Annotated in this window: 24 protein-coding genes; 11 read left to right on the top strand and 13 right to left on the bottom strand. The window is 71.4% G+C overall.

Annotated features, from left to right (window positions below; genetic code table 11):
- The first annotated feature begins 21 nt into the window (after positions 1-21).
- The 6 genes from OG392_RS26420 to OG392_RS26395 all read left to right on the top strand — a co-directional run bounded on the left by OG392_RS26420 (position 22) and on the right by OG392_RS26395 (position 5774).
- Positions 22-1053: an adenosine deaminase gene (locus OG392_RS26420; protein WP_329283563.1), complete on the top strand. Its 1032-nt coding sequence runs from the start codon at positions 22-24 to the stop codon at positions 1051-1053.
- A gap of 56 nt (positions 1054-1109) precedes the next feature.
- The gene (locus OG392_RS26415; RefSeq protein WP_329287473.1) at positions 1110-1835 is read left to right on the top strand and encodes a glycerophosphodiester phosphodiesterase; all 726 of its coding nucleotides are present in this window, start codon (positions 1110-1112) and stop codon (positions 1833-1835) included.
- Positions 1832-2617: an SAM-dependent methyltransferase gene (locus OG392_RS26410; RefSeq protein WP_329283561.1), complete on the top strand. Its 786-nt coding sequence runs from the start codon at positions 1832-1834 to the stop codon at positions 2615-2617. The genes OG392_RS26415 and OG392_RS26410 overlap by 4 nt, the downstream gene beginning before the upstream one ends.
- Positions 2617-3789 (top strand): sensor histidine kinase, encoded by a 1173-nt coding sequence (locus OG392_RS26405; RefSeq protein WP_329283559.1) that lies wholly within the window; start codon positions 2617-2619, stop codon positions 3787-3789. The genes OG392_RS26410 and OG392_RS26405 overlap by 1 nt, the downstream gene beginning before the upstream one ends.
- The gene (locus OG392_RS26400) at positions 3786-4499 is read left to right on the top strand and encodes a response regulator transcription factor (RefSeq protein ID WP_329283557.1); all 714 of its coding nucleotides are present in this window, start codon (positions 3786-3788) and stop codon (positions 4497-4499) included. The genes OG392_RS26405 and OG392_RS26400 overlap by 4 nt, the downstream gene beginning before the upstream one ends.
- Before the next feature lie 96 nt (positions 4500-4595).
- A complete protein-coding gene (locus OG392_RS26395) occupies positions 4596-5774 on the top strand; it encodes a serine hydrolase domain-containing protein (RefSeq protein WP_329283555.1) in 1179 nt (392 codons plus the stop codon).
- On the opposite strand, the gene OG392_RS26390 is transcribed toward OG392_RS26395, so the two are convergent.
- The 4 genes from OG392_RS26390 to OG392_RS26375 all read right to left on the bottom strand — a co-directional run bounded on the left by OG392_RS26390 (position 5771) and on the right by OG392_RS26375 (position 9638).
- Complete coding sequence (locus OG392_RS26390) at positions 5771-6310, bottom strand: hypothetical protein (protein WP_329283553.1); 540 nt, start codon at positions 6308-6310, stop codon at positions 5771-5773. The genes OG392_RS26395 and OG392_RS26390 overlap by 4 nt on opposite strands.
- Positions 6311-6340: 30 nt before the next feature.
- The gene (locus OG392_RS26385) at positions 6341-6871 is read right to left on the bottom strand and encodes an HXXEE domain-containing protein (RefSeq protein WP_329283551.1); all 531 of its coding nucleotides are present in this window, start codon (positions 6869-6871) and stop codon (positions 6341-6343) included.
- Between the two features lie 11 nt (positions 6872-6882).
- Positions 6883-8049, bottom strand: a complete 1167-nt coding sequence (locus OG392_RS26380) for a polyamine ABC transporter substrate-binding protein (RefSeq protein ID WP_329287472.1) — start codon at positions 8047-8049, stop codon at positions 6883-6885.
- A gap of 143 nt (positions 8050-8192) precedes the next feature.
- Positions 8193-9638 (bottom strand): gamma-aminobutyraldehyde dehydrogenase, encoded by a 1446-nt coding sequence (locus OG392_RS26375; protein ID WP_329283549.1) that lies wholly within the window; start codon positions 9636-9638, stop codon positions 8193-8195.
- A gap of 189 nt (positions 9639-9827) precedes the next feature.
- Between OG392_RS26375 and OG392_RS26370 the strand changes: the two genes are divergently transcribed.
- The 4 genes from OG392_RS26370 to OG392_RS26355 all read left to right on the top strand — a co-directional run bounded on the left by OG392_RS26370 (position 9828) and on the right by OG392_RS26355 (position 13784).
- Positions 9828-10334, top strand: a complete 507-nt coding sequence (locus tag OG392_RS26370) for an Lrp/AsnC family transcriptional regulator (RefSeq protein ID WP_319320228.1) — start codon at positions 9828-9830, stop codon at positions 10332-10334.
- A gap of 2 nt (positions 10335-10336) precedes the next feature.
- Positions 10337-11707, top strand: a complete 1371-nt coding sequence (locus OG392_RS26365) for an aspartate aminotransferase family protein (protein ID WP_443054883.1) — start codon at positions 10337-10339, stop codon at positions 11705-11707.
- Between the two features lie 215 nt (positions 11708-11922).
- Positions 11923-12651, top strand: coding sequence for an ABC transporter ATP-binding protein (locus OG392_RS26360; RefSeq protein WP_329283545.1), 729 nt, complete (start codon positions 11923-11925; stop codon positions 12649-12651).
- Positions 12633-13784, top strand: a complete 1152-nt coding sequence (locus OG392_RS26355) for a hypothetical protein (protein WP_329283543.1) — start codon at positions 12633-12635, stop codon at positions 13782-13784. Before OG392_RS26360 ends, OG392_RS26355 begins: the two co-directional genes overlap by 19 nt.
- A 145-nt stretch (positions 13785-13929) precedes the next feature.
- Here OG392_RS26355 and OG392_RS26350 read toward each other — a convergent pair whose 3' ends face one another.
- The 5 genes from OG392_RS26350 to rlmN form a co-directional block, all read right to left on the bottom strand.
- Positions 13930-14580 carry a dihydrofolate reductase family protein gene (locus tag OG392_RS26350; protein WP_329283541.1) on the bottom strand — a complete coding sequence of 217 codons (651 nt, stop codon included), beginning with the start codon at positions 14578-14580 and terminating at the stop codon, positions 13930-13932.
- Positions 14581-14769: 189 nt separating this feature from the next.
- A complete protein-coding gene (locus tag OG392_RS26345; RefSeq protein WP_329283538.1) occupies positions 14770-15798 on the bottom strand; it encodes an ABC transporter ATP-binding protein in 1029 nt (342 codons plus the stop codon).
- Entirely contained in the window at positions 15798-17411 is a 1614-nt protein-coding gene (locus OG392_RS26340; RefSeq protein ID WP_329287470.1) for an ABC transporter permease, read from the bottom strand. Before OG392_RS26340 ends, OG392_RS26345 begins: the two co-directional genes overlap by 1 nt.
- Positions 17412-17449: 38 nt before the next feature.
- A complete protein-coding gene (locus OG392_RS26335; RefSeq protein WP_329287469.1) occupies positions 17450-18544 on the bottom strand; it encodes a thiamine ABC transporter substrate-binding protein in 1095 nt (364 codons plus the stop codon).
- A gap of 237 nt (positions 18545-18781) precedes the next feature.
- Positions 18782-19888, bottom strand: a complete 1107-nt coding sequence (gene rlmN / locus OG392_RS26330) for a 23S rRNA (adenine(2503)-C(2))-methyltransferase RlmN (protein WP_317874015.1) — start codon at positions 19886-19888, stop codon at positions 18782-18784.
- 316 nt (positions 19889-20204) lie between these two features.
- Between rlmN and OG392_RS26325 the strand changes: the two genes are divergently transcribed.
- Positions 20205-20417 (top strand): hypothetical protein, encoded by a 213-nt coding sequence (locus tag OG392_RS26325; RefSeq protein WP_329283533.1) that lies wholly within the window; start codon positions 20205-20207, stop codon positions 20415-20417.
- An 87-nt stretch (positions 20418-20504) separates the two neighbouring features.
- Here the strand turns inward: OG392_RS26325 and OG392_RS26320 are convergent, their stop codons facing one another.
- The 4 genes from OG392_RS26320 to pyrH form a co-directional block, all read right to left on the bottom strand.
- Positions 20505-22121 (bottom strand): MFS transporter, encoded by a 1617-nt coding sequence (locus tag OG392_RS26320; protein ID WP_329283532.1) that lies wholly within the window; start codon positions 22119-22121, stop codon positions 20505-20507.
- Positions 22122-22229: 108 nt separating this feature from the next.
- Positions 22230-23333, bottom strand: a complete 1104-nt coding sequence (locus tag OG392_RS26315; RefSeq protein WP_329283530.1) for a phosphatidate cytidylyltransferase — start codon at positions 23331-23333, stop codon at positions 22230-22232.
- On the bottom strand, positions 23333-23890 hold the full coding sequence (frr, locus tag OG392_RS26310; protein ID WP_055598433.1) for a ribosome recycling factor: 558 nt from the start codon (positions 23888-23890) through the stop codon (positions 23333-23335). Before frr ends, OG392_RS26315 begins: the two co-directional genes overlap by 1 nt.
- Positions 23891-23984: 94 nt before the next feature.
- Positions 23985-24749 carry a UMP kinase gene (pyrH, locus tag OG392_RS26305; RefSeq protein ID WP_329283528.1) on the bottom strand — a complete coding sequence of 255 codons (765 nt, stop codon included), beginning with the start codon at positions 24747-24749 and terminating at the stop codon, positions 23985-23987.
- Between the last annotated feature and the right edge of the window lie 144 nt (positions 24750-24893).

Here is a 24893-nt window from a genome sequence, read left to right as displayed (position 1 = left end):
CGTCCGGCCTACGATGACGGGATGACCGACCTCCATCCCTTCATCGCGGGCCTGCCCAAGGCAGAGCTGCACGTCCACCACGTCGGCTCCGCCTCGCCCCGGATCGTCGCCGAGCTCGCCGCCCGGCACCCCGACTCCAAGGTCCCCACGGACCCGGAGGCGCTGACCGACTACTTCACTTTCACCGACTTCGCGCACTTCATCGACGTCTACCTCTCGGTCGTCGACCTGGTCCGCACCCCCGAGGACGTCCGGCTGCTGACCTTCGAGGTCGCCCGCGACATGGCCCGGCAGAACATCCGGTACGCCGAGCTGACCATCACCCCCTACTCCTCCACCCGCCGGGGCATCGACGAACGGGCCTTCATGGCCGCCATCGAGGACGCCCGCAAGGCGGCCGAGGCCGAGTTCGGCACCATCCTGCGCTGGTGCTTCGACATCCCGGGCGAGGCCGGCCTGGCCTCCGCCGAGGAGACCGCCCGTCTCGCCACCACCGACGGGCTGCGCCCCGAGGGCCTGGTCTCCTTCGGTCTGGGCGGCCCCGAGATCGGCGTGCCGCGCCCGCAGTTCAAGCCGTTCTTCGACCGGGCGCGGGCCGCCGGCCTGCACTCCGTCCCGCACGCGGGCGAGACGACCGGCCCGCAGACGATCTGGGACGCGATCAACGACCTGGGCGCCGAGCGCATCGGCCACGGCACCAGCTCGGTCCAGGACCCCGCGCTCCTCGCCCACCTGGCCGAGCACCGCATCGCCCTGGAGGTCTGCCCGACCTCGAACATCGCCACGCGCGCCGTCGCCACCCTCGACGAGCACCCGATCCGGCAGATGGTGGACGCCGGCGTCCTCGTCACGATCAACAGCGACGACCCGCCGATGTTCGGCACCGACCTCAACAACGAGTACGCGGTCGCCGCCCGCCTCCTCGGCCTCGACGAGCGCGGTGTCGCCGCCCTCGCCAAGAACGCGGTGGAGGCCTCGTTCCTCGACCCGGCCGGGAAGGCCAGGATCGCCGCCGAGATCGACACGTACACCGACACCTGGCTCGCGCGCTGACGACTGGCCCGCACGCCCCCGACGGCGAGAATGGGCCCATGGACTCCGACACCTCCATGGACCCGACCGCCGTCGTGAAAGCCGCCGAGGCCACCGCCTCCGTCACCGTCGTGGGCCATCGCGGCGACCCGTACCGCGTCCGCGAGAACACCCTCGGCTCGATCGCCTCGGCGATCGAGCGGGGGGCGGACGCGGTCGAGGTCGACGTCCGGCTGACGAAGGACGGCGTGCCCGTCCTCCTCCACGACGACACCCTGAAGCGCCTGTGGGGCCACGACCGCCCGCTCTCCGCGCTCTCCTACGAGCAGCTCCGCGAGCTGACGTACGAAGGGGTCCCGACCCTGCGCGAGGCGCTGCTCACCGCCGGGGAGAAGCGGCTCATGCTGGACCTGCCCGGTGGCGACGAGAACTCGGTCCGCGCCATCGTCCGTACGGTCCGCGAGTGCGGCGCCGGGGAGCGCGTCTACTACTGCGCGGGGGCCGTCGCCATGCTCCAGGTGCGCGCCGCCGACCCGGCCGCCGAGATCGCCCTCACCTGGACCTCGCTCGCCCCGCCCCGCCCGGTCCTGCTGGACGTGGTCCGGCCCCGCTGGCTCAATTACCGCTTCGGACTGGTCAGTCGGGCCCTGACCGACCGGGTGCATCGGGACGGTCTGCTCGTCTCGGCCTGGACGGCGGACACGCACCGCACCATGCGTAAGCTGATCAAGAACGGGGTCGACTCGATCACCACGAACCGGGTCGACGCACTCGCCGCCGTCCTGCGAAAGGCTCAGGGATGAACGACCGGATCCGGACCGACATCGCCCACAACGCCCGGGTGTGGAACTACTGGCTGGGCGGCAAGGACAACTACCCCGTCGACCGCGCGGTCGGCGACCAGGTCACCGGCTTCTACCCGAGCATCGGCGAAGTGGCCCGCGCGGACCGGGCGTTCCTCGGCCGGGCCGTCACCTTCCTCGCCGAGGACGCCGGAGTACGCCAGTTCCTCGACATCGGTACGGGTCTGCCGACCGCCGACAACACCCATGAGGTCGCCCAGCGGTCCGCGCCCGACGCCCGGATCGTCTACGTCGACAACGACCCGATCGTCCTCACCCACGCCCGCGCGCTGCTGACCAGCGCGCCGGAGGGCGTCACCGAGTACGTGGACGCCGACGCCCACGACCCGGAGAAGATCCTGGCCGCGGCCGGCGCGACGCTCGACCTGTCCCGGCCGGTCGCCGTGATGATGCTCGGCATCCTCAACTTCGTGCTCGACACCGCCGAGGCCCGGTCGATCGTCCGCACCCTGATGGACGCCGTCCCCTCCGGCAGCCACCTGGTCCTCACCCACCCCACCCTGGAGCCGGAGCTCGGCGGCGAGGGCAACAAGGCGGCCATGGCCTTCTGGAACGAGAACGCGACCCCGCCGATCACCGCCCGCAGCCGCGCCGAGTTCGCCTCCTTCTTCGACGGGCTCGACCTGCTGGAGCCGGGCATCCTCTCCTGCTCGCGCTGGCGCGCGACGGACCAAGACGCCCCCGTGGTGGCGCAGTTCGGCGCGGTGGGCCGCAAGCCGTAATGAGCGTACGGGGGGAGGCCCGCGTCCGGTGGGAGCGGGCGCGGAGCTGGAGCGGCGCCAACCCGTGGGCGGTGGACCTCGGGATCGCGCTGCTGGTCCAGGCGGCGATGACGATGCCGTTCGTGGTGCCGCGCGGTCCGGAGCTCGAACCGGCGACCTGGCCCGCGTACGGGCTGACGACGCTCACGGTGGTCCCGCTCGTCTGGCGGCGGCGGGCGCCCGTCGCCGCACTCCTCGCGATCCTGGCGACGAGCACCCTGTACATCCTGGCCCTGGAGGGGCCGGGCCAGCCGCTGCCGTACACCGGGCTCGTGATCGTCTACACGATCGCGCTGCTCTCGCCGCCCTGGAAGCGGCTCACGACGGCAGGGCTCCTGGTGGTCGCGGTGCCGGCCTCGGTCTGGCTCAACACCCGGTCGGCCCGTGAACTGACCTTCTCCCTCTTCGTGTTCGCGGCCGCCTATGTCTTCGGCCGGCTGCAGGACGCCCGCCAGCGGGGCCACCTGATCGAGGCCGAACGGGCCGCCGCGCGGGAACGGGCCCGGATCGCGCGGGAGATGCACGACATCCTGTCGCACGCGGTGAGCCTGATGATCGTGCAGGCCGAGGCGGGTCCGGTCGCGGTACGGACGGCACCGGAGCGCGCGGAGGCCGCGTTCGAGGCGATCTCGGACACGGGCCGCGAGGCGATGACTCAGCTGCGGCAGATGCTGGGCCTGCTGCGGGAGGGCTCCGAGGGCGCGCCGCCCCGGGAGCCGCAGCCGGACATCTCCGGGATCCCCGCGCTGGTGGAGCGGGTGGGGTCGGGCGGACTGCTGGTGGAGTACACGACGGAGGGCGGGGTGCGGGCCCTGCCGGCCGCGACCGGCGCGAGCGCCTACCGAATCGTGCAGGAGGCCCTGACCAACGTCGTCAAGCACGCGGGCGCCCGCCGGGCCGACGTCCGGCTCGCCCACGCCGACGGCGTCCTGCGGGTCACGGTCACGGACGACGGACGGGGCCCCGGCGGCGACAGGGCCGGAGCCGGTTCCGGCGGTCACGGCCTCACCGGGATCCGGGAGCGGGCCGCCGCGCACGGCGGAACGGCGACGGCCGGCCCGGGGCCGGGCGGCCGGGGGTTCGAGGTGCGGGCCCTGCTCCCCGTACCCTCCACGGCGGAGGTGGGGAGATGACGACGATCCGGGTGGTGGTCGCGGACGACCAGGAACTGGTCCGCAGCGGCTTCGCGATGATCCTCGACGCACAGCCGGACATCGAGGTGGTGGCCGAGGCCGGGGACGGCGCCGAGGCCGTCGAGGCGGTGCGCCGGCACGCCCCGGACGTGGCGCTGCTCGACATCCGGATGCCCGGTACCGACGGCATCGAGGCCTGCCGGGAGATCAGCGCGCACACCGGCTGCCGGACGGTGATCCTGACGACCTTCGACACCGACGCGTATGTGTACGAGGCGCTGCACGCGGGCGCGAGCGGCTTCCTCCTCAAGGACGTACGCCGTGACGATCTGGTGCACGCGGTACGGGTGGTGGCGGCGGGCGACTCGCTGCTCGCGCCGTCCGTGGCCCGTCGTCTGGTGGAGCAGTACACCGCGGGCGGCCCGCGCAGGACCTCCCCCGACCCGCGGCTGGGCGTACTGACGGTCCGGGAACGGGAGACGCTGCTGCTGCTCGCGCGCGGGCTCTCCAACGCGGAGATCGCGGCCGAACTGGTGGTCAGCGACCACACGGTGAAGACCCACGTGGGGAACGTGCTCGCCAAGCTCGGCCTGCGGGACCGGATCCAGGCCGTGATCTGCGCGTACGAGACGGGCCTGGTCGCGGCGGGCTCTCCCCCGCCAGGGGGAGGCGAGGGGCCCGGCCCCTCCCCCGTGTCGGCGAGGAACTGACCGGCGGAAGACCGCCGGTGCGGGCGATCCGCCGATCGCCGCAGGTCAGCAGGATGGAGCCATCGAGAACAACGGCTCACACCAACGGAGTTGACCATGAGATCGTCCACCCGCACCCTGCTCGCCGCCGCCCTGGTCCTGGGGATCGCGACGGGCCCGGCCCTGACCCCGGCCTTCGCGACGCCCCGGGCGGCCCCGTCGGCCGCGTCTGCCACCCGGCCCGCGAACCCCGACCTGAGCGCGGCGATCGCCGGGCTCCCCCGGGCCGACGCCACGGCCGCGCTCGTCAGGGTCGGCGGCACCGAGGGTTCCTGGCAGGGCAGTTCGGGCGTCCACGACCTGACGTCCGGCGCCCCGGCGGATCCGGCCGCCCGCTTCCGGGCCGGCTCGGTGACGAAGGTCTTCACAGCGGCGGCAGTCCTCCAGCTGGCGTCCGAGCGCCGGATCGACCTGGACCGCACGGCCCGCTCGTACCTGCCGGAGCTGATCCCCGCCCGGTACGCCACGGTGACCGTGCGCCAGCTCCTGAACCACACCCACGGCATCCCGCCGGCCGATCTCGCCGTCGGCGACACGGTGGAGGAGTGGTACGCCCACCGCTTCGACGTCCACAGCCCGGAGGCCATGGTCCGCTCGGCGACGGCGAAGCCGCGCGAGTTCCGGCCCGGCACGAGGCAGCACTACCTCAACATCGGCTACACGATCGCCGGTCTGATCGTGGAGCGGGTGACGGGCGACTCCTACGAGCACCAGGTGGAACGGCGGATCCTGCGCCCGCTGGGGCTGCGGGACACGTATCTCCCCGGTGAGGCCGCCGGGATCGCCGGCCCGTACAACCACGGCTACCAGACCATGCGGCTCGACGACGGGACGACCGGTCCGCGGGACGTCTCGGTGTGGGGGGTGACGGACGGCTGGGCGGCCGGTGACCTGATCTCGACCACGGCCGACCTGGAGCGGTTCACGAAGGCGCTGTTCGCGGGCCGGGTGGTGCGCGGGCCGCTCCTGGAGGAGATGTTCACCCTGCCGAGGGTCGCGGACCTGTCGTCCGGCGACCCGGCCGCGTACTCCGCGGGCCTGTCGATGAAGCGGCTCGGCGGCCGCGAGGTCTGGGGCAAGACCGGCGGCCGCTGGGGGTACAACACGGCCATCGCCTCCACCCGCGACGGCGCGCGCACCCTCGTCTACAGCGTCAACTCCACCGACGCGAAGGGCCAGGACATGAACCCGACCGCCCTGAACGTGATGGTCTCGGCATACGGCCTGCCGGACTAGCGGACGCCGGCCGGCACGGGCTCCGGTGCCGTGAGGGCTTCGAGCCGCTTGATCAGCCGGCGGACGTGGAGCAGCGGCAGGATCCCGATGACGCCGAAGGACATGTCGACGACCGACCACCAGAAGGGGATGCCCCGGACGGGTCCGCAGATCAGGGCCAGCGGGATGATGCCGACGCAGGCGATCATGCCGAACTCGACGACCCAGATGTTGCGGACGGGGTCACGGTGGACGCCGTAGAAGGCGACCGCGATGACGAGGTGGGCGAAGGCGAGCCAGTCGGTGCCGTAGAGCAGGTACGGGGCCTGCGCGTCGGCGGTCTCCAGGCCGCCCCGCACCCGGTCGATCCATTCGGCGAGCCCCGGGATCAGGTCGGCCACGGGGGCCGCCCACCCGTCGAGCGAGGAGTCGAGGAGCCGGAGTTCGGTGACGAGCGGGAACGCGGTGATCCCGCTCAGGACCAGGCAGACGACGAAGACGATCAGCCAGACGCGGATGCGCGTGAGAAGGGCTCTCGGCCCGTTCGAGTCGCTCATGAGGACAGCGTACGCCGTTCTTGAACGCGTTCAGAAACAGGGGGCCAGTCGGCGTGCCACCGCGTGCGAGACGACGGTGGCGGCCGCCGCCACCCCCAGGCCGGTGACCGTCCCCCGGAGTCCGGCCGGGCGGAGCACGCCCGCACGGCGCAGCCGGCCGCGCGCCCAGAGGGTGAACGGGATGACCACGAGCGGCGAGGTGACGGAGCCGGGCGTCACTCGCCGTACGGCGGCGGCCTGCGCGAGATGGACGAGGCCGTGCAGGCCGAAGCCGTTCAACGCCCCCTGATAGAAGGCGGATCGACCGCCGGTGCGGGCCCCGGCGACGCCGGCGGCGCCGACGGCGGTCGCCATCACCCCGACGGCGAGGGCGAATTCACGCTCGTCGACGGACTCGGCGGCCTTCCAGACCGCCTCCGGGACAGCGGGGTACCGCTCGCGGAGCATCGGGAGGTTCTCCCGGAGCCAGCGGGGTCCGAGGGCCAGCTCCTCGGCGTCGTGGACGGCCCAGGCGAGGAAGAGTCCGTAGGTGGCGAGCGAGTTCGAGCGAGATGGGGTCACGTCCCCCCAACTCACAGACCGACGATCGCGTTCCAACGCTTCGTGAAGTCCTGCCGCTCCTGCGCGGTGATGTCCCGGGCGATCGCGAGCCGGCCCCGCATGTCCGCGTCCGGGAAGATCAGCGGATCCTCCGCGAGCGCCACGAGCTCCTCGTCGCCGGAGTCCGCGAGGACCTTCTGGGCGGCCGGCACCGGGCAGACGTAGTTGACCCAGGCGGCGAGTTCGGCGGCGACCTCGGGCTCGTAGTAGTAGTCGACGAGCTTCTCGGCGTTGGTCTTGTGGTGCGCGAGGTTGGGGATCATGAGGGACTCGGCCCACAGTTCGGCGCCCTCCTCGGGGACGACGAACTCGATGTCCGGGTTGTCGGCCTGCAGCTGGATGACGTCGCCCGAGTAGGCCTGGCAGGCCAGCACGTCGCCGGTCGACAGGTCCTTGATGTAGTCGTTGCCGGTGAAGCGGCGGATGTGCCGCTTCTTCACGAGGCCCTCGATCTGCTCGCACAGGGCCTGGAAGTCGTCGCCGGTCCACCGGGTGACGTCGACGCCCCGGCCCATCATGAGCAGCGCGAAGGACTCGTCGAGCCCGGACAGCAGGGTGACCTTGCCGCGCAGGTCGTCGGCCCACAGCTCCTTGGTGGAGCGGAGTTCCCGGCCGAGCTTCCTGCGGTTGTACGCGATGCCGGTGATCCCGGACTGCCAGGGGACGGTGTGCAGCCGGCCCGGGTCGAAGGCGGGCGTGCGGAGCTGCGGGTCGAGGTGCGCGGTGACGTTCGGCTGGGTGGCGCGGTTCATCTCCTGGGCCCAGCCGAGGCGGACGAAGCGCGCGGCCATCCAGTCGCTGACGACGATCAGATCGCGGCCGGTCTCCTGGTGGTTCATCAGGGACGGGCTGATCTTGCCGAAGAACTCGTCGTTGTCGTTGATCTCCTCGGTGTACCGGACGGCGATCCCGGTGCGCTTCCTGAACGCGTCGAGGGTCGGACGCCTCCTGGCGTCCTCGTCATCGGTGTCGATGTAGAGCGGCCAGTTGGCGAAGTCGAGCGTCCGGTCCCGGGCGGAGAGGTCGCGGCCGGCCCGGTCGCTCTCGTCGACGTAGGCGGCGGGGACCCCGCATCCTGCGGCGAGGAGGCTCGCGGCCCCGGCACCGCCGATGCCGTGCAGCAGGGACCGGCGGGAGATGTTGTTCCTGGCTGTCGCTCTCACCCGTGCAGCATCGCGGCAGGCCACCGGCCGGGGCAATGGACGCTCCGTCGAGCGGCGCGGCGCGGCCCCGACACCCTGTCGACCGGGGTGCCGGGGCCGCGTGGCGTTCAGGCGGGGGTTCAGCCCAGGGAGGTCATCACGTGCTTGATGCGCGTGTAGTCCTCGAAGCCGTAGCCGGAGAGGTCCTTGCCGTAGCCGGACTTCTTGAAGCCGCCGTGGGGCATCTCGGCGACCAGCGGGATGTGGGTGTTGATCCACACGCAGCCGAAGTCGAGGGACTTGGACATGCGCATCGCGCGCGCGTGGTCCTTGGTCCAGACGGAGGAGGCGAGGGCGTACTCGACGCCGTTCGCGTACTCCAGGGCCTGCGCCTCGTCCGTGAAGGACTGGACGGTGATGACGGGGCCGAAGACCTCGTTCTGGATGATCTCGTCGTCCTGCTTGAGGCCGGAGACGACGGTCGGGGCGTAGAAGTAGCCCTTGTCGCCGACCCGGTGGCCGCCGGCCTGGACCTTGGCGTGCGCCGGGAGGCGGTCGATGAAGCCGGTGACCTGCTTCAGCTGGTTGGCGTTGTTGAGCGGGCCGTAGAGCACGTCCTCGTCGTCCGGCTGACCGGTCTTGGTCCCCGAGGCGGCCTTGGCGAGCGCGGCGACGAACTCGTCGTGGATGGACTCGTGCACGAGGACGCGGGTGGCGGCCGTGCAGTCCTGGCCGGCGTTGAAGAAGCCGGCGACGGAGATGTCCTCGGCGGCCTTGTCGATGGCCGCGCTGTCGAGGTCTTCGAAGACGACGACCGGGGCCTTGCCGCCCAGCTCCAGGTGGACGCGCTTGACGTCCTTGGCCGCCGACTCGGCGACCTGCATGCCGGCGCGTACGGAGCCGGTGATGGAGGCCATGGCGGGGGTCGGGTGCTCGACCATCGCCTTGCCCGTCTCACGGTCGCCGCAGACGACGTTGAAGACGCCCTTGGGGAGGATCTGGCCGATGATCTCCGCCATGAGGACGGTCGACGCGGGGGTCGTGTCCGAGGGCTTGAGGACGACGGTGTTGCCCGCGGCGAGCGCCGGGGCGAACTTCCACACGGCCATCATCATCGGGTAGTTCCAGGGCGCGACCTGGGCGCAGACGCCCACGGGCTCCCGGCGGACGATGGAGGTCATGCCCTCCATGTACTCGCCGGCCGAACGGCCCTCGAGCATCCGGGCGGCACCGGCGAAGAAGCGGATCTGGTCCACCATCGGCGGGATCTCTTCGCTCGCCGTGAGGGCGACGGGCTTTCCGGTGTTCTGGACCTCGGCGGCGATCAGGTCGTTGGCGCGCTCCTCGAAGGCGTCGGCGATCTTGAGGAGCGCCCTCTGGCGCTCGGCCGGGGTGCTGTCGCGCCAGGCGGGGAAGGCGGCCGCGGCGGCCTCCATCGCGGCGTCGACGTCTGCCTGGCCGGAGAGCGGGGAGGTGGCGTACACCTCGCCGGTGGCCGGGTTGACCACCTCGATGGTGCGGCCGTCGGCCGCGTCGCGGAACTCCCCGTTGATGTAGTTACGCAGCCGGCGCAGCTCGGTGGTCACTGCCACCCCTCCTGTCACGTTCTGTCGTCGCACGTCCTTGTGCGCTGTCCCGATGGGCGAGACACCTCAGCCTAGTCGCTCGGCTGACGCTTTCAACAGGCCCAACCCTCTCCAACTTCGGATTCCGTGAGTTTTGAGCCCGCCGACAACGAATTACATCGCTCCGGGGTTGCAAGACCGACATTCTCGGTGCACAGTGAACCCGTGGCCAGTCGAAGCACAGAACCCAGAACCGGAACCGGTTCGTCCCCGACGATCGACGCCGTCTCCCTGGCGATCATCGAGCAGCTCCAGGAGGACGGTCGCCGTCCCTACGCGGCGATCGGCAAGGCCGTGGGCCTCTCCGAGGCCGCCGTGCGGCAGCGCGTCCAGAAGCTGCTCGATCAGGGCGTCATGCAGATCGTCGCCGTCACCGACCCTCTCACCGTGGGTTTCCGGCGGCAGGCGATGGTCGGCATCAACGTCGAGGGTGACCTTGATCCGGTTGCGGAAGCCCTGACGGCCATGGCCGAATGCGAGTACGTGGTGATGACCGCGGGCTCGTTCGACCTGATGGTGGAGGTCGTCTGCGAGGACGACGACCACCTGCTGGATGTGATCAACAAGCGCATCCGCACCCTCCCCGGCGTGCGCTCCACCGAGAGCTTCGTCTACCTCAAGCTCAAGAAGCAGACCTATATGTGGGGAACTCGATAATCGTGACCCAGTCCCGAAGTGACATGTCAAAGTCCGCCTACGACCACCTGTGGATGCACTTCACCCGCATGTCGTCGTACGAGAACTCGCCCGTTCCCACCATCGTGCGTGGTGAGGGCACCTACATCTTCGACGACAAGGGCAAGCGCTACCTCGACGGTCTCGCGGGTCTCTTCGTGGTCAACGCCGGACACGGCCGCAAGGAACTGGCCGAGGTCGCGTACAAGCAGGCCCAGGAGCTCGCGTTCTTCCCCGTGTGGTCGTACGCGCACCCCAAGGCCGTCGAGCTCGCCGAGCGTCTTGCGGACTACGCGCCGGGCGACCTGAACAAGGTCTTCTTCACCACCGGTGGCGGCGAGGCCGTCGAGACCGCGTGGAAGCTCGCCAAGCAGTACTTCAAGCTGCAGGGCAAGCACACCAAGTACAAGGTCATCTCGCGTGCGGTCGCCTACCACGGCACCCCGCAGGGCGCCCTGTCCATCACGGGTCTGCCGGCCCTCAAGGCCCCCTTCGAGCCGCTGGTCCCCGGCGCGCACAAGGTGCCGAACACCAACATCTACCGCGCCCCGATCCACGGCGACGACCCCGAGGCCTTCGGCCGCTGGGCCGCCGACCAGATCGAGCAGCAGATCCTCTTCGAGGGCGCCGACACCGTCGCCGCCGTCTTCCTGGAGCCGGTGCAGAACGCCGGCGGCTGCTTCCCGCCGCCGCCCGGCTACTTCCAGCGCGTCCGCGAGATCTGCGACCAGTACGACGTGCTGCTCGTCTCCGACGAGACGATCTGCGCCTTCGGCCGCCTCGGCACGATGTTCGCCTGTGACAAGTTCGGCTACGTGCCGGACATGATCACCTGCGCCAAGGGCATGACCTCGGGCTACTCCCCGATCGGCGCCTGCATCGTCTCGGACCGCATCGCGGAGCCCTTCTACAAGGGCGACAACACCTTCCTCCACGGCTACACCTTCGGTGGCCACCCGGTGTCGTCGGCGGTCGCCATCGCCAACCTCGACATCTTCGACAAGGAAGGCCTGAACCAGCACGTCCTCGACCAGGAGGGCAACTTCTTCAACACCCTGAAGAAGCTGCACGACCTCCCGATCGTCGGCGACGTCCGCGGCAACGGCTTCTTCTACGGCATCGAGCTCGTCAAGGACAAGGTCACCAAGGAGTCCTTCACGGACGAGGAGACCGAGCGCGTCCTGTACGGCTTCCTCTCCAAGGCGCTCTTCGAGAACGGCCTGTACTGCCGTGCCGACGACCGTGGCGACCCGGTCATCCAGCTCGCCCCGCCGCTGATCGCCGACCAGGGCACCTTCGACGAGATCGAAGGCATCCTGCGCTCGGTGCTCACCGAGGCCTGGACCAAGCTCTAGAGGTCCCCGCCCCGCGAGGCACACGACATCACGCCGCCCTCACGGCGTGACCCCGGCCCGGGCATGCCGCCATCCGAGTGGATGGCGGCGGCCCGGGCCGCGTGCTGTCCGTACAAACGGATCCGAATACTTACGGTGCCCAGTGACCGACAGGCCCGTCCCTTCGTTCCCCCGGACGGGGGACACAGATCGGATCCGACATCGAGGTGTACGCGATGGCCCCACCGGACAACGACGTGCTCTGGGCGCGTTCACTGCACTGCGCCCTGGGCGGTTCGGACGCCCTCAGCGGCGTCTCCCTCGGCGTCCGCGAGGGCGAGATCCTCGCCCTCGTCGGCCCGCGCGGCAGCGGCAAGACCACCCTCATGCGGTGCCTTTCCGGCCAGCTCGTCGCCCAGGAGGGCGAGGTCTGGTTCAACAGCAACCCCGTCCACACCCTGGGCCCCGCCGACCGCGAACGGCTCCGCCGCGACCGCTTCGGCTGGATCGACCCCGAGCCCGGCCTCGTACCCGAACTCACCGGCTGGGAGAACGTGGCGCTGCCCCTGCTGCTCCGCGGCACCTCCCACCGGGCCGCGAAGACCGCCGCCGGGGAGTGGCTGGAGCGCCTCGACATCGGCGCCTGCGCGGCGAAGCGTCCGCACGCCCTCACCCACGCGCAGCGCCAGCGCATCGCCATCGCCCGCGCGCTGGTCACCACCCCGTCGGTGCTGTTCGCCGACGAGCCCACCGCGATCCTGCACCGGGCCGACGGCGCCCAGGTCCTGCGCACCCTGACCGCCGCCGCCCGCTCGCACGGCATCACCGTGCTCCTCGCCACCCACGACACCGAGGTCGCGGCGCTCGCCGACCGCACGGTCGCGCTCCTCGACGGACGCCGGGTCGGCACCGTACCCCCGGCGTCAGGGGCGGAGGGCGTCGCGGCGTGCTCGCTCTCCGTCTAGCCCGCGGGGCCCACCCCCTCGTCCAGACGCGCCGGCTCCTCGTCGCCGTCGCGGCGGCGGGGGTCGGCTTCCTGCTGCTCTGCACCCTCGGATACGCGGTCGGGCACCCGGAGCGGTCCTCGGCGTCCGTGCTGCGGCTGCTCTGGTGCGTCCTGCCGCTCGCCGCGACCGTGCAGTTCGCGGTCGCGGTGGCCCGCACCGATCCCAGCACCCGCCCGCGCCCCGGACTCTCCGCGATCGGCCTCGGCCCCGCCCGTCTCACCGCGATCGCCGCCGCGTCGACGGCCGTCGCCTGCACGCTCGGCTCCGTCCTCGCGCTGCTCTTCTACCTGCACCTGCGCGGCGACATCACGGGCCTGCCCTTCGACGGGGCCGCCGCCGACCTCCTCGCCGCCGACCAGCCCGTCCCGCTCGCCGCCGCGCTCACCCTGCTCGCGGTCCTCCCGGTCGTCGCGGCCACGGCGGCGGGCCTCGCCCTGCGGCCGCGCACCGCGCCCGCCGCACCGGAGGGCACGGAGAAGGCGGTGCCGTCCGGGCTGCCGTGGGGCGTCGCCCTGGTCGCCGTCGGCCTGGCGATCGAGACGTACGCGGGCCGCGGCGGCGCCGGCGAGGGACTCCCCCTGCCCGGCCGCTTCGACGGCAACCCGGCGGGCGTCCTGGCCGGCTGGGTCCTCACCGCCATCGGCCTCGCGATGGCGGGCCCCGGCCTGGTCCACGGCTGCGGCCGCCTCCTCCAGTCCGTCCGGCCGGGCGCCACCCGGCTGCTCGCGGGCCGGGTCCTGATGGACGAGTCCCGCCGTATCGGCCGGCCCCTGGGTGTGGTCAGCGCGGTGCTCTCCGGAACGCTCGCTGCGGCGGCCCTGGACGACGCGGGCACCGGCCCCGGCGCCTTCGGCCCGCTCACCGGCCTGGGCGCGGCCCTCATCCTGGCCTGCACGACGGCCACCCTCCTCACCGCGGCCCTGGAGTCCAAGCAGTGCCGCGCCCACACCACCGAGGCGCTTCTCCGCATCGGCGCCCCGCCCACGGTCCTCCGCTCGGCGGCCCTGATGCGCGCCGGCGTGCTGCTCGCGGTCTTCCTCCCGCTGACCTGGGCGATCGCGGAGCTGGCGGCGCTGCCGCTGACCGGCTGAGACACCCACGGGCCGTCCTCGCCGTCCTCGGCACGGTCCTCGCGCTCGCGCCGGCCCGCCCCGGGGACGCCGGCCGCGCCGGCTCCCCCTGCCGTTGCTCGGCGGGGCCGGGGCGGGCGGGCGACCGCTGCCAGAGCGCCTCCGGTCACTTCCGCCAGAAGAGGTGATGCGTGACCTCGCCGCCCGGGCTGGCCACCACGTCGCGGTGGAACCGGTCGAGGAGTTCGTCGGGCGACTCCCAGAGCCGTACCCCGGAACCGAGCTTCACCGGTGCGACCGCGACGTGCAGGGTGTCGACGAGGCCGGCGTCGAGGAACTCACGGATGACGGTGGCCCCGCCGCCGAGCCGGACGTCCTTGCCCTCCGCCGCCTCCTTCGCACGCGCCAGGACACTCGCGGGGTCGCCGTCGACGAAGTGGAACGTCGTGTCGGACAGTGTGAACGAGGGGCGCGGGTGGTGCGTCATGACGAACACCGGAGTGTGGAACGGCGGCTCGCCGCCCCACCAGCCCTGCCACTCGTGGTCCTGCCACGGTCCGCGCTGGGGCCCGAACTTGTTGCGGCCCATGATCTCGGCCCCGATGTTGTGGGAGAAGTCCCGCGTGAAGTAGTCGTCGAGACCACGACTGCCGCCCGGGTCGGTGCGGTTGGGCCAGCTGGCCGTGGCACCCGCCCAGGAGAACATGGCCCCGGGATCCGCGTGCCCGAAGGGATGCTCCAGGCTCTGGCCCTCACCGGTACCGAACCCGTCGGACGAGACCATGAAGTTCTGGACCCTGAGCAGCTGCTCGCCCATGACATTCCTCCTGTGCTTGCGATGACGAGAGACGACGGAACAACACCAAGGAGACTCCCCCGACGGCGAGAACTCATCGCACCCCGGACGGGCTCCTGCCGCGTGTCGCCCCGGACCAGGTCCCTCCCGCAGCGGGTGGCGCCCGGACAGGGCTCTCCCGCACGCCGCACGGCCCCGGGGACCAGGCCCCTACGGCGTGTCGTCCCCCAGCACCACCACGTCCTCCGCCCGGAACTCCACACCCACCGCGGCGCCGTCCCCCGGCGCCTCCCGCAGCGGAAGCTCCGCGTCCAGCGGCGGTCCGTCCACCGGGCGGAGCCGTACGGCCACGTGGCCGCCGCGGAAGGTCCGGGACTCGACCGTCCAGGCCGGCCCCTTCTCGACGGGTACGAGCCGTACCCCGCCGGGCCGGACCAGGAGCCGCCGCTCGCCCTGCGGTGTGCCGTCCGGCACCGGGACCTTCCCCCACGGGGTCTCCGCGACCGGCCCGGTCACCCGCGCGGCCACCACGTTGTCGAACCCCAGGAAGCGCGCCACGAACTCCGAGGCCGGCCGCGACCACACCTCGACGGGCGCACCCGACTGGGCGATGCGCCCGTCCCGCATGACCACCACCCGGTCGGCCAGCGCGAACGCCTCGCCCTGGTCGTGGGTGACCGCGAGCACCGTCGTGCCGAGCCGTCCGAACAGCTGTCGCAGCTCCACGACGAGCCGCTCCCGCAGCGCCCGGTCGAGCTGCCCCAGCGGCTCGTCGAGCATCAGCAGCCGCGGCCGGGGTGCCAGGGCCCGGGCCAGCGCCACGCGCTGCTGCTCACCGCCGGAGAGCGCGGCGACGGACCGCCGCCCGGCGCCCGGCAGTCCGACGAGGTCGAGCAGCTCCGCCACCCGCTCGGCCCGCTCGGCCTTCCCGGCCCCGCGCATCCGCAGCCCGAAGGCGACGTTGCCGCCGACGTCCCGCTGCGGGAAGAGCTGGTGGTCCTGGAACATCAGGCCGACGCCCCGCCGGTGCACCGGCACCCCGCGCTGGTCGGCGCCCCCGAGGAGCACCCGTCCGCCGTCGAGGGCCCGCAGCCCGGCGACGGCCCGCAGCAGCGTGGACTTGCCGCTGCCGCTCGGTCCGAGCACGGACACGATCTCGTGGTCGGCGACCTCCAGGTCCACGGCGTCGAGCGCGGCCCGCTCCCCGAACCGTACGGTCGCCCCGTCGAGTACCAGCATCAGAACTCCCCCGAGGTGCGTTCGGTCCGGAGCCGTTCGAGCAGCAACAGGGACACCGCGCACACCACCATGAGGATCGTCGAGAGGGCCATCGCCTGGCCGTAGTTGAGTTCGCCGGGCCGGCCGAGGAGACGGGCCACCGCCACCGGAAGGGTCGGGCTGTCGGGGCGGGCGATGAAGACGGTCGCGCCGAACTCGCCGAGCGAGACGGCGAACGCGAACCCGGCGGCGATCAGCAACGCCCGCCGCACCAGCGGCAGGTCCACCTCCCGCCAGGCCCGCCACGGCGAGGCGCCGAGCACGGCCGCCGCCTCCCGCAGCCGCTCGTCCACCGCCCGAAGCACCGGGAGCATCGTCCGTACGACGAAGGGCACACCGACCAGCGCCTGTGCCAGCGGTACGAGGATCCAGCTGGCCCGCAGGTCGAACGGCGGCTCGTCGAGCGTGATGAGGAACCCGAAGCCGACGGTCACCGCCGACACCCCGAGCGGGAGCATGAGCAGCGCGTCGAAGCCCCGGACCAGCCGTCCGGCCCGCCGGGTCAGCGCGGCCGCCGCGAGCCCGCCGATGACGAGGGCGATCAGGGTGGCGACGACGGCGTACCGCAGCGAGTTCCCGATCGTGTCCAGCAGCGGCACGAGGAAGGTGCCGGAGGGGTCGGGGGTCTGCAGGGCCCGGTAGTAGTCGAGCCCGTATCCCCGGGAGGTGGCGAAGGACCGCTCGACGAGCACCCCGAGCGGCAGCACGATCAGCACGGCCACGGAGAGCAGCACGCCCGCGAACAGCGCCCACTGGCCGATGCCCCGGGGCCGGCGGGCCGTCTCCTCGGGCGCCACCATCCGCAGCGCGGTCTCCCGGCGGCGGACCGTCCGGGCGTGCACGGCGAGGACGACGCCGACGGCGGCGAACTGCACCATCGTGAGCACGGCCGCCGTCGTCAGGTCGAAGCGGACGACGGTCTGCCGGTAGATCTCCGTCTCCAGGGTGGAGTACGTGGATCCGCCGAGGATCTGCACGACGGCGAAGGAGCTCGCGGTGAACAGGAAGACCATCAGCGCCGCCGCAGCGACGGACGGCGCCAGCGCCGGCAGCGTCACGGTCCGCCACGCCCTCCATCGGGACGCGCCGAGGACCCGGGCCGCCTCCTCCTGGCGCGGGTCGAGCTGCGCCCACAGACCGCCGACGGTCCGCACGACGACGGCGTAGTTGAAGAACACATGGGCGATCAGGATCGCCCAGACCGTGGTGTCGAGTCGTACGCCCCAGAGTTCGTCGAGGAGCCCGCCGCGGCCGACGAGCGCCAGGAAGGCCGTACCGACCATGACGGTCGGCATCACGAAGGGCACGGTGACGACGGCCCGCAGCAGCCCCTTGCCGCGGAACTCGAACCGCGCGAAGACGTACGCGCCGGGCAGCGCGATCAGCAGGGTCAGCCCGGTGGAGGCGAGGGCCTGCCAGAGCGTGAACCACAGGACGTCGAGGATCTCCGGGCGGCTCAGCGTCTCGCCGAACCGCCCGAACTGCCACACCCCGTCGACCCGCAGCCCGCGCTCGACGATCGAGACGACGGGCCAGGCGAAGAAGAGCGCGAAGAAGGCGACGGGCACGACCATCAGGCCGAGCCGCGCCACGCTTCCCCGGCGGTCGGGGACTACTTCAGAACGAGCGACGACCACTGCTGGATCCACGGGTCACGCTTCTCGGCGATCTTCTCCGGCGCCATCGTCTCCGGCTTCTCGACGACCACACCGTGCTCGGTGAACAGTTCGGGCAGCGCCGCGTCCTTCGCCACCGGGTTGACGAACATCTGGAGCGGCATGTCCTCCTGGAACTTCTTGGAGATCAGGAAGTCGATCAGCGCCTTGCCGCCCTGGGGGTTCTTCGCTCCGTCCAGCAGGCCCGCGAACTCGGTCTGCCGGAAGCAGGTGCCGGTGGAGACCCCGGTGGGGGCCACCTTCGGCTGGGGCTCGCCGTAGAGCACCTCGACCGGCGGGCTGGAGGCGTACGACACGACGAGCGGCCGGTCCCCCTTGGCCTTCCGGCCGCCGGCCGAGCCGGAGAACTCCTGGTTGTAGGCGAGCTCCCAGCTGTCGACGGTCTTCACGCCGTTGGCCTTGAGCTTCGTCCAGTAGTCCTGCCAGCCCTCGTCCCCGTACTTCGCGGCCGTACCGAGGAGGAAGCCGAGGCCCGGGGAGGACCGCTCGGGGTTCTCGACGACGAGGAGATCCTTGTACGCCGGCTTCGCCAGGTCGTCGAAGGTCACCGGCGGCGCCAGCTTCTTGTCCGCGAAGTACTTCTTGTCGTAGTTGACGCAGATGTCGCCGGAGTCGATCGGCGTGACCCGGTGCTCCTTGTCGAGCTGGTACGCGGCCGGGACACGGTCCAGACCCTTCGCGGCGTACGGCACGAAGATGCCGTTGTCGAGGGCGCGGGACAGCAGGGTGTTGTCGACGCCGAAGAAGACGTCGCCCTGCGGGGAGCCCTTGGTCAGGATCTCCTTGTTGACAGCCTCGCCCGCGTCGCCGCTCTTCAGGACCTTGACGGTGAAGCCGGTCTGCTTCGTGAACTCGGCCAGCACCTCCTTGGAGGCGTTGAACGAGTCGTGGCTCACGAGGGTCACGGTCTTCGGCGCGGGCGCGCCGGACTTGCCCGCGGCCTCGCGGACGTCGTCCGCGCCGCAGGCGGCGAGGGTGGTGACGCCCAGCGCCGCGACGAGCGCGGCGGCGGCGGCCTTCTTGATGCTCACCGGATTGGTGCTCACTGAGATTCCTCCTGGGTATGACCAGGAAGAGACGCGGCCCTGCCCACGACCGGCGGACCGGACGCGGGCAGGGCGCAACAGCTTGAGTTAACGACCGAACTTCCTACCCAGAATGACCTGGGCAAGGTTCAGAGGGTCTGCGGTCCTACGGTGACCGCACTCTCAGCGCTGTGGCGCTCCCCTGTCGGAATATGGAGATGTGTTCGAACTCAGACTACAAGGTCAGCGCTCGGCGGCCGCCAGCTGTCCGCAGGCACCGTCGATCTCCTGACCTCGGGTGTCCCGGACGGTGACCGGCACGCCGTGGCGGGCGATGGCCTCGACGAAGGCCTTCTCGTCCTCCGGACGCGACGCCGTCCACTTCGAACCCGGCGTCGGGTTCAGCGGGATCAGGTTGACGTGCACCCGCTTGCCCTTGAGGAGCCTGCCGAGCAGGTCACCGCGCCAGGCCTGGTCGTTGATGTCCCGGATGAGCGCGTACTCGATGGAGATCCGGCGCCCGGACTTCTCCGCGTACTCCCAGGCGGCGTCGAGGACCTCTCGCACCTTCCAGCGCGTGTTGACCGGCACCAGGGTGTCCCGGAGCTCGTCGTCCGGGGCGTGCAGCGAGACCGCGAGCCGGCACTTGAAGCCCTCGTCGGCGAACCGCAGCATCGCGGGCACGAGCCCGACGGTGGAGACGGTGATCCCGCGCTGCGAGAGCCCGAGGCCGTCCGGCTCGGGGTCGGTGAGACGCCGGATGGAGCCGACGACCCGCTTGTAGTTCGCGAGCGGCTCCCCCATGCCCATGAACACGATGTTGGAGAGGCGCGCCGGTCCCCCGGGCACCTCCCCGTCCCGCAGCGACCGCATGCCGTCCACGATCTGGTGGACGATCTCGGCGGTCGACAGGTTCCGGTCGAGCCCGGCCTGCCCCGTCGCGCAGAACGGGCAGTTCATTCCGCAGCCGGCCTGCGAGGAGATGCACATGGTCACCCGGTCCGGGTAGCGCATGAGCACCGACTCGACGAGCGTGCCGTCGTGCAGCCGCCACAGGGTCTTACGGGTGGTGTCGTCGTCGCACGAGATGTGCCGCACCACGGACATCAGATCGGGCAGCAGCTCCCCGGCCAGCTTCTCCCGCGAGGCGGCCGGAATGTCCGTCCACTCGGCGGGATCGTGCGCGTACCGCGCGAAGTAGTGGGTGGACAGCTGCTTGGCGCGGAAGGGCTTCTCGCCGATCGCGGCGACGGCTTCCTTCCGCTCGGCGGGCGTGAGGTCGGCCAGGTGCCGCGGCGGCTTCTTGGCTCCGCGGGGGGCGACGAAAGTGAGTTCTCCGGGCTTGGGCATGGTTCCCCCAGTGTCGCAGACGGAAGGCGGTAACCAGTGGCCCAAGCCCCCGGCGGTGGTCGTCAGGGGCCTCCCGGAGCCGTCTCCGGCGACCCCCGGACGGCCCGGACGGCCCGGGGACGGCCCGGTGCCAGGGCCCGCCGGCGGGGAATCCGCGGCCACGGATCGGGGTCACGGCCTGATGCGAAGGTGGCCCGTCAGGCCGCTCGCGCGCGGCGCGGCCCTCCTCCTGATCATGGCGGGACCCGCCGCCCTCCCCGTCCGCCGGCCGAGCACGGTCTCCGCGCGCGCCCCCGGCCGGGGGCATCCTGGAGGTATGGACAGTGCCCCGATAGTCGTCCATCAGCCCTCCCCCACCGGCGGAAGGCGCGTCACCGCACGCGGCACCATTCTCGGCCTCGCGCACAGCGACGGAGACGTGGTCGAGTTCCTCCGCCGCGCGGGCCTGCCGGAGGCCGAGGAGCTGCTCGACGACCCTGCCTGGGTGAAGTGGCGCGGTGGGCGAGCTCACGAATACGAAGCGGCCTGAAACGGAAGGCAGCCCCTCGCGGCTTCCGCGCTGCCGGCGGAACCGGCCACCGACGTGACTCGACATCGCGCCCACGGATGTCCACGTTCAGGGAGCAGGAGACCGGGGCTGGGTGCGGGGGATCCGGTGGGTGAAGAAGAGGGCCACGACCGACGCTCCGGCGAGGATCGCGAGGGCGGCGCGCAGGCCGTCGAGGCGGGCGGCCTCGTTCGCCTCCAGGGCCGCCCGGGCCACCTCCGGGCTGGTGCCGGCCTCGTCGAGGGCGGTCGTCAGCTGGGCGTCCGAGAGGAACGGGACGCCGCTCTGCAGCTCGACGACGGCCTGGCTCTTGACCTCGGCCGGGATCGCCTCGTTCCGCTCCACCGCGCCCAGGAACGACGACGTGAGCGCGGCGATCATCAGCGAGCCCGCGAGGGCCGTGCCGATCGAGGCGCCGAGGTTGGTGACGGCGTTCTGGATCCCGCCGACCTCCGCGCTCTCCCGGTCCGGCACCGCGGACACGGTGACCGAGCCGAGCTGGGAGGCGAGCGCGCCCATCCCGAAGCCGATCAGCAGCAGCGGGACCGTGACGATCTCCGCTCCGGCCTCCACGTCCAGCGCGGCCATCAGGGCGACCGCGCCGGCCAGCAGCGCCACCACCCCGATCCGTACCACCCGCCGGGGCGAGACGTCGGGCAGGAAGCGCGGGATCAGGACGGCGGCGGCCAGCAGCGTCAGCGAGAGCGGCAGGATCCGCGCGCCCGTCTGCAGCGCGGACAGGCCGAGGGCCACGGACAGATAGAGCGGGACGACGAAGAAGACGCCCATCTGCACGAGGTACTGGAAGAAGAACATCGTCAGGCCGCCGGTGAGCTGGCGGTTCCGCAGCATGGCCGGGTGCACGAGCGGCTCCCGGCCGTGCTTGACCAGCCGGGCCTCCCAGTGGAGGAACAGGTACACCAGGAGCAGTCCCGCCATCATCAGCCACACGGTCATCGACACACCGATCCACGCGGGCGCGTCGGGCTTCGGCTGGACCCAGCCCCACTCGTCCGAGCGCAGGACGCCGTAGACGAAGACGCCGAGCCCCAGGGCCGACAGGAGGGCGCCGACCAGGTCGATCCGCGGACGTTCGTCGTCGACGGCCTCGGCGATGCGGCGGGCGAACACCAGGATGACGAGCACCACCAGGACCTCGCCCGCGAAGACCCAGCGCCAGGAGAAGTAGGTCGTGGCCACGCCGCCGATCAGCGGACCGAGCGCGATGGCCACCGCGCCGGCGGCCGCCACGATCCCGTACGCGGCGGCCCGGCGCTCGGTGACGAAGTTGCCGGCCACCAGCGCCACGATCGACGGCAGGATGAGTGCCGCCCCGATGCCTTCGAGGAACGCCCAGCCGACCAGCAGCACCGGCAGGTTCGGCGCGAGCGCCGTGGTGAGCGAGCCGCAGCCGTAGATCAGGCAGCCGATCATGAAGGCGCGCCGGCGGCCGATCAGCACGCCGACCTTGCCTCCGGGGATCATGAACATCGCCATCACGAGCGTGTAGGCGGTGATGGCGCCCTGGATCCCGGTCACCGTCGTGCCCACGTCGTCGGCCACGGTCGCGATCGAGACGTTCATGACGGAGCTGTCGAGGGCCATCAGGAACTGGCCCGCCGCGAGCGTCAGCAGGACGAGGGTCGCTCCCGCGGGTGCGCCACCGGCGCCTGCCTTGGATGCCATGTCCGCATTGTCCCCGCGTGCCACGGTTTCGGCTCGGCGACCGCTACCGCACGCGTAAGGGCCCGTCACCCCTGTGGGTGACGGGCCCTTACGGCACACGCGTACGGATCAGGTCGAACCGACGAAGATCACGAACAGCAGCCAGACGACCGGAGCCGTCGGCAGCAGCGAGTCCAGCCGGTCCATGATCCCGCCGTGACCCGGAAGCAGCGTGCCCATGTCCTTGATGCCCAGGTCCCGCTTGATCATCGACTCGCCGAGGTCGCCGAGCGTCGCACTCGTCGCCACCGCGAGACCCAGCAGCAGACCCTGCCACCAGATGCCGTCGTCGATCATGAACTCCATGCACAGCGCGCCCGCCACCATCGCGAAGGACACCGCCCCGAACAGACCCTCGCGGGTCTTTCCGGGACTGATCCTCGGCGCCAGCTTGTGCTTGCCGAAGCGCCAGCCGACCGCGTACGCACCCGTGTCGCTGACCACCGTCAGCAGCAGGAACGTCAGCACCCGCTGCGGGCCGTCGTCGGCCGTGAGCATCAATGCCACGAACGTCGCCAGGAACGGCACGTAGAACGCCGCGAACACGCCCGCCGTGACGTCCTTCAGATAGCCCTCGGGAGGCTCCGTCATCCGCCAGACGAGTACCGCGAGGGCCGTGAGCGCCATCGCCACCCAGGCTCCCTCGGGCCCCCGGACGTACCCCGCGACGACCATCGCCGCACCGCCCACCGCGAGCGGCACCAGCGGAGCCCTGATCCCCTTGCGCTCCTGGAGACGCGAGGTCAGCTCCCACAGCCCGACCACCACGGCGACCGCTATCACCCCGACGAACGCCGGCGCCCAGATGTACAGCGAGGCGATGATGACGGCCCCGAGGCCGACCCCGACCCCTATGGCCGCGCCCAGATTGCGCCCCGCGCTCTTCTTCTGCCGTGGCGCCGACGGCGCGGGCGGCGGAGGCGGGGTGGGGCTGGGCATGGGCTCCTGCGGGTGCTCGTGCGGCGTCTCGTCACGGAACAGGGGACCGCTCTGGTGAGCGGCCCCCCGGCCGTGACCGTCCTGGAATCCGCCGGCGGGAACGTCGGGCACGATGGGCATGGGCCGAGTCTGCGCCGCCTGATGCCGATCGTATGCGGGACCCGCCGGGGCGGGCCCCTGGTCGGGTCCCCCACGGCCTGTGCCGGCCGGGGCCCCCCAGGAAGAGTCGTTCATCAGACCTCGAGCAGCTCGGCTTCCTTGTGCTTGAGCAGCTCGTCCACCTGCGAGACGTACTTCGCGGTGGTGTCGTCGAGCTCCTTCTCGGCGCGGCGGCCCTCGTCCTCGCCGACCTCGCCGTCCTTGACGAGCTTGTCGATGGTCTCCTTGGCCTTGCGGCGGACCGAGCGGATCGAGATCTTCGAGTCCTCGGCCTTGCTCTTGGCGACCTTGATGTACTCGCGGCGGCGCTCCTCCGTCAGCTCGGGGAACACCACCCGGATGATGTTGCCGTCGTTGCTCGGGTTGACGCCGAGGTCCGAGTCACGGATCGCCTGCTCGATGTTGCGCAGCGCGCTCTTGTCGAACGGGGTCACCACGGCCATCCGCGGCTCCGGAACGGAGAAGGACGCCAGCTGGTTGATGGGGGTGATGGCACCGTAGTAGTCCGCCACGATCTTGTTGAACATCGCCGGGTGCGCACGGCCGGTGCGGATCGCGGCGAAGTCCTCCTTGGCGACCACGACGGCCTTCTCCATCTTCTCCTCGGCCTCGAGGAGGGTCTCTTCGATCACCACATGCTCCTGCGTGTCGTCGCGTTGTGTCCTGCACGGTGTACGACCGGCAGGGCTCTGTCCATCCCCTTGCGGGGCGGTTCCCCGGTTCGGGTCAGGCCCGGGTGCCCTGGTCGCTCACGAGCGTGCCGATCTTCTCACCCTTCACCGCGCGAGCGATATTGCCCTCGGTGAGCAGTTCGAAGACGAGGATCGGAAGGTTGTTGTCCCGGCACAGGGTGATGGCGGTGGCGTCGGCGACCTTGAGGTCGCGGGAGAGCACCTCGCCGTACTCCAGTGCGTCGAACTTGACCGCGTCGGGGTTGGCCTTCGGGTCGGAGTCGTAGACGCCGTCCACGCCGTTCTTGCCCATGAGGAGCGCCTCGGCGTCGATCTCCAGGGCGCGCTGGGCGGCGGTGGTGTCCGTGGAGAAGTACGGCATGCCCATGCCCGCACCGAAGATGACCACGCGGCCCTTCTCCAGGTGGCGCACGGCGCGCAGCGGGATGTACGGCTCGGCGACCTGGCCCATGGTGATGGCGGTCTGGACGCGGGAGTCGATGCCCTCCTTCTCCAGGAAGTCCTGGAGGGCGAGGCAGTTCATCACGGTGCCGAGCATGCCCATGTAGTCGGAGCGGGCCCGGTCCATGCCGCGCTGCTGGAGCTCGGCGCCACGGAAGAAGTTGCCGCCGCCGATCACCACCGCGATCTCCGCGCCGTCGCGGACGACGGCCGCGATCTCACGCGCGATGGCGTGCACGACATTGGGGTCGACGCCCAGGCCCGTACCGCCGGAGAAGGCTTCTCCGGACAGCTTCAGCATGTAGCGGCCGGCCTGCTTGCCGTTGGTTTCGTCGCCCTGTACGGCGCCCTGGTTCATGGAGATCTCCTCGTGCACATACGAAGGAGGCCATTGCCTTGGGTCCTCGCGGGTTTCCCGTACGGCAATGGCCTCCTCGTCAGATCTGCGGTCGTCCTGCGCGTGCGCGGTCGACTGCCTCAGACCCTACCGGGGTCCGGTGTC

Source organism: Streptomyces sp. NBC_00691 (assembly GCF_036226665.1).
In the GTDB taxonomy this organism is placed as follows: Bacteria; Actinomycetota; Actinomycetes; order Streptomycetales; family Streptomycetaceae; genus Streptomyces.
Note: the sequence above shows the minus strand (reverse complement) of the source record. Positions and strands in the feature narration are given on the sequence as shown.

Excerpts from the sequence above, each read along its gene's own strand:
- OG392_RS26420 (WP_329283563.1), top strand. The coding sequence starts at position 22 with ATGACCGACCTCCATCCCTTCATCGCGGGCCTGCCCAAGGCAGAGCTG.
- OG392_RS26415 (WP_329287473.1), top strand. The coding sequence starts at position 1,110 with ATGGACCCGACCGCCGTCGTGAAAGCCGCCGAGGCCACCGCCTCCGTC.
- OG392_RS26410 (WP_329283561.1), top strand. The coding sequence starts at position 1,832 with ATGAACGACCGGATCCGGACCGACATCGCCCACAACGCCCGGGTGTGG.
- OG392_RS26405 (WP_329283559.1), top strand. The coding sequence starts at position 2,617 with ATGAGCGTACGGGGGGAGGCCCGCGTCCGGTGGGAGCGGGCGCGGAGC.
- OG392_RS26400 (WP_329283557.1), top strand. The coding sequence starts at position 3,786 with ATGACGACGATCCGGGTGGTGGTCGCGGACGACCAGGAACTGGTCCGC.
- OG392_RS26395 (WP_329283555.1), top strand. The coding sequence starts at position 4,596 with ATGAGATCGTCCACCCGCACCCTGCTCGCCGCCGCCCTGGTCCTGGGG.
- OG392_RS26390 (WP_329283553.1), bottom strand. The coding sequence starts at position 6,310 with ATGAGCGACTCGAACGGGCCGAGAGCCCTTCTCACGCGCATCCGCGTC.
- OG392_RS26360 (WP_329283545.1), top strand. The coding sequence starts at position 11,923 with ATGGCCCCACCGGACAACGACGTGCTCTGGGCGCGTTCACTGCACTGC.
- OG392_RS26350 (WP_329283541.1), bottom strand. The coding sequence starts at position 14,580 with ATGGGCGAGCAGCTGCTCAGGGTCCAGAACTTCATGGTCTCGTCCGAC.
- OG392_RS26345 (WP_329283538.1), bottom strand. The coding sequence starts at position 15,798 with ATGCTGGTACTCGACGGGGCGACCGTACGGTTCGGGGAGCGGGCCGCG.
- OG392_RS26340 (WP_329287470.1), bottom strand. The coding sequence starts at position 17,411 with ATGGTCGTGCCCGTCGCCTTCTTCGCGCTCTTCTTCGCCTGGCCCGTC.
- rlmN (WP_317874015.1), bottom strand. The coding sequence starts at position 19,888 with ATGCCCAAGCCCGGAGAACTCACTTTCGTCGCCCCCCGCGGAGCCAAG.
- OG392_RS26325 (WP_329283533.1), top strand. The coding sequence starts at position 20,205 with ATGGACAGTGCCCCGATAGTCGTCCATCAGCCCTCCCCCACCGGCGGA.
- OG392_RS26320 (WP_329283532.1), bottom strand. The coding sequence starts at position 22,121 with ATGGCATCCAAGGCAGGCGCCGGTGGCGCACCCGCGGGAGCGACCCTC.
- OG392_RS26315 (WP_329283530.1), bottom strand. The coding sequence starts at position 23,333 with ATGAACGACTCTTCCTGGGGGGCCCCGGCCGGCACAGGCCGTGGGGGA.
- pyrH (WP_329283528.1), bottom strand. The coding sequence starts at position 24,749 with ATGAACCAGGGCGCCGTACAGGGCGACGAAACCAACGGCAAGCAGGCC.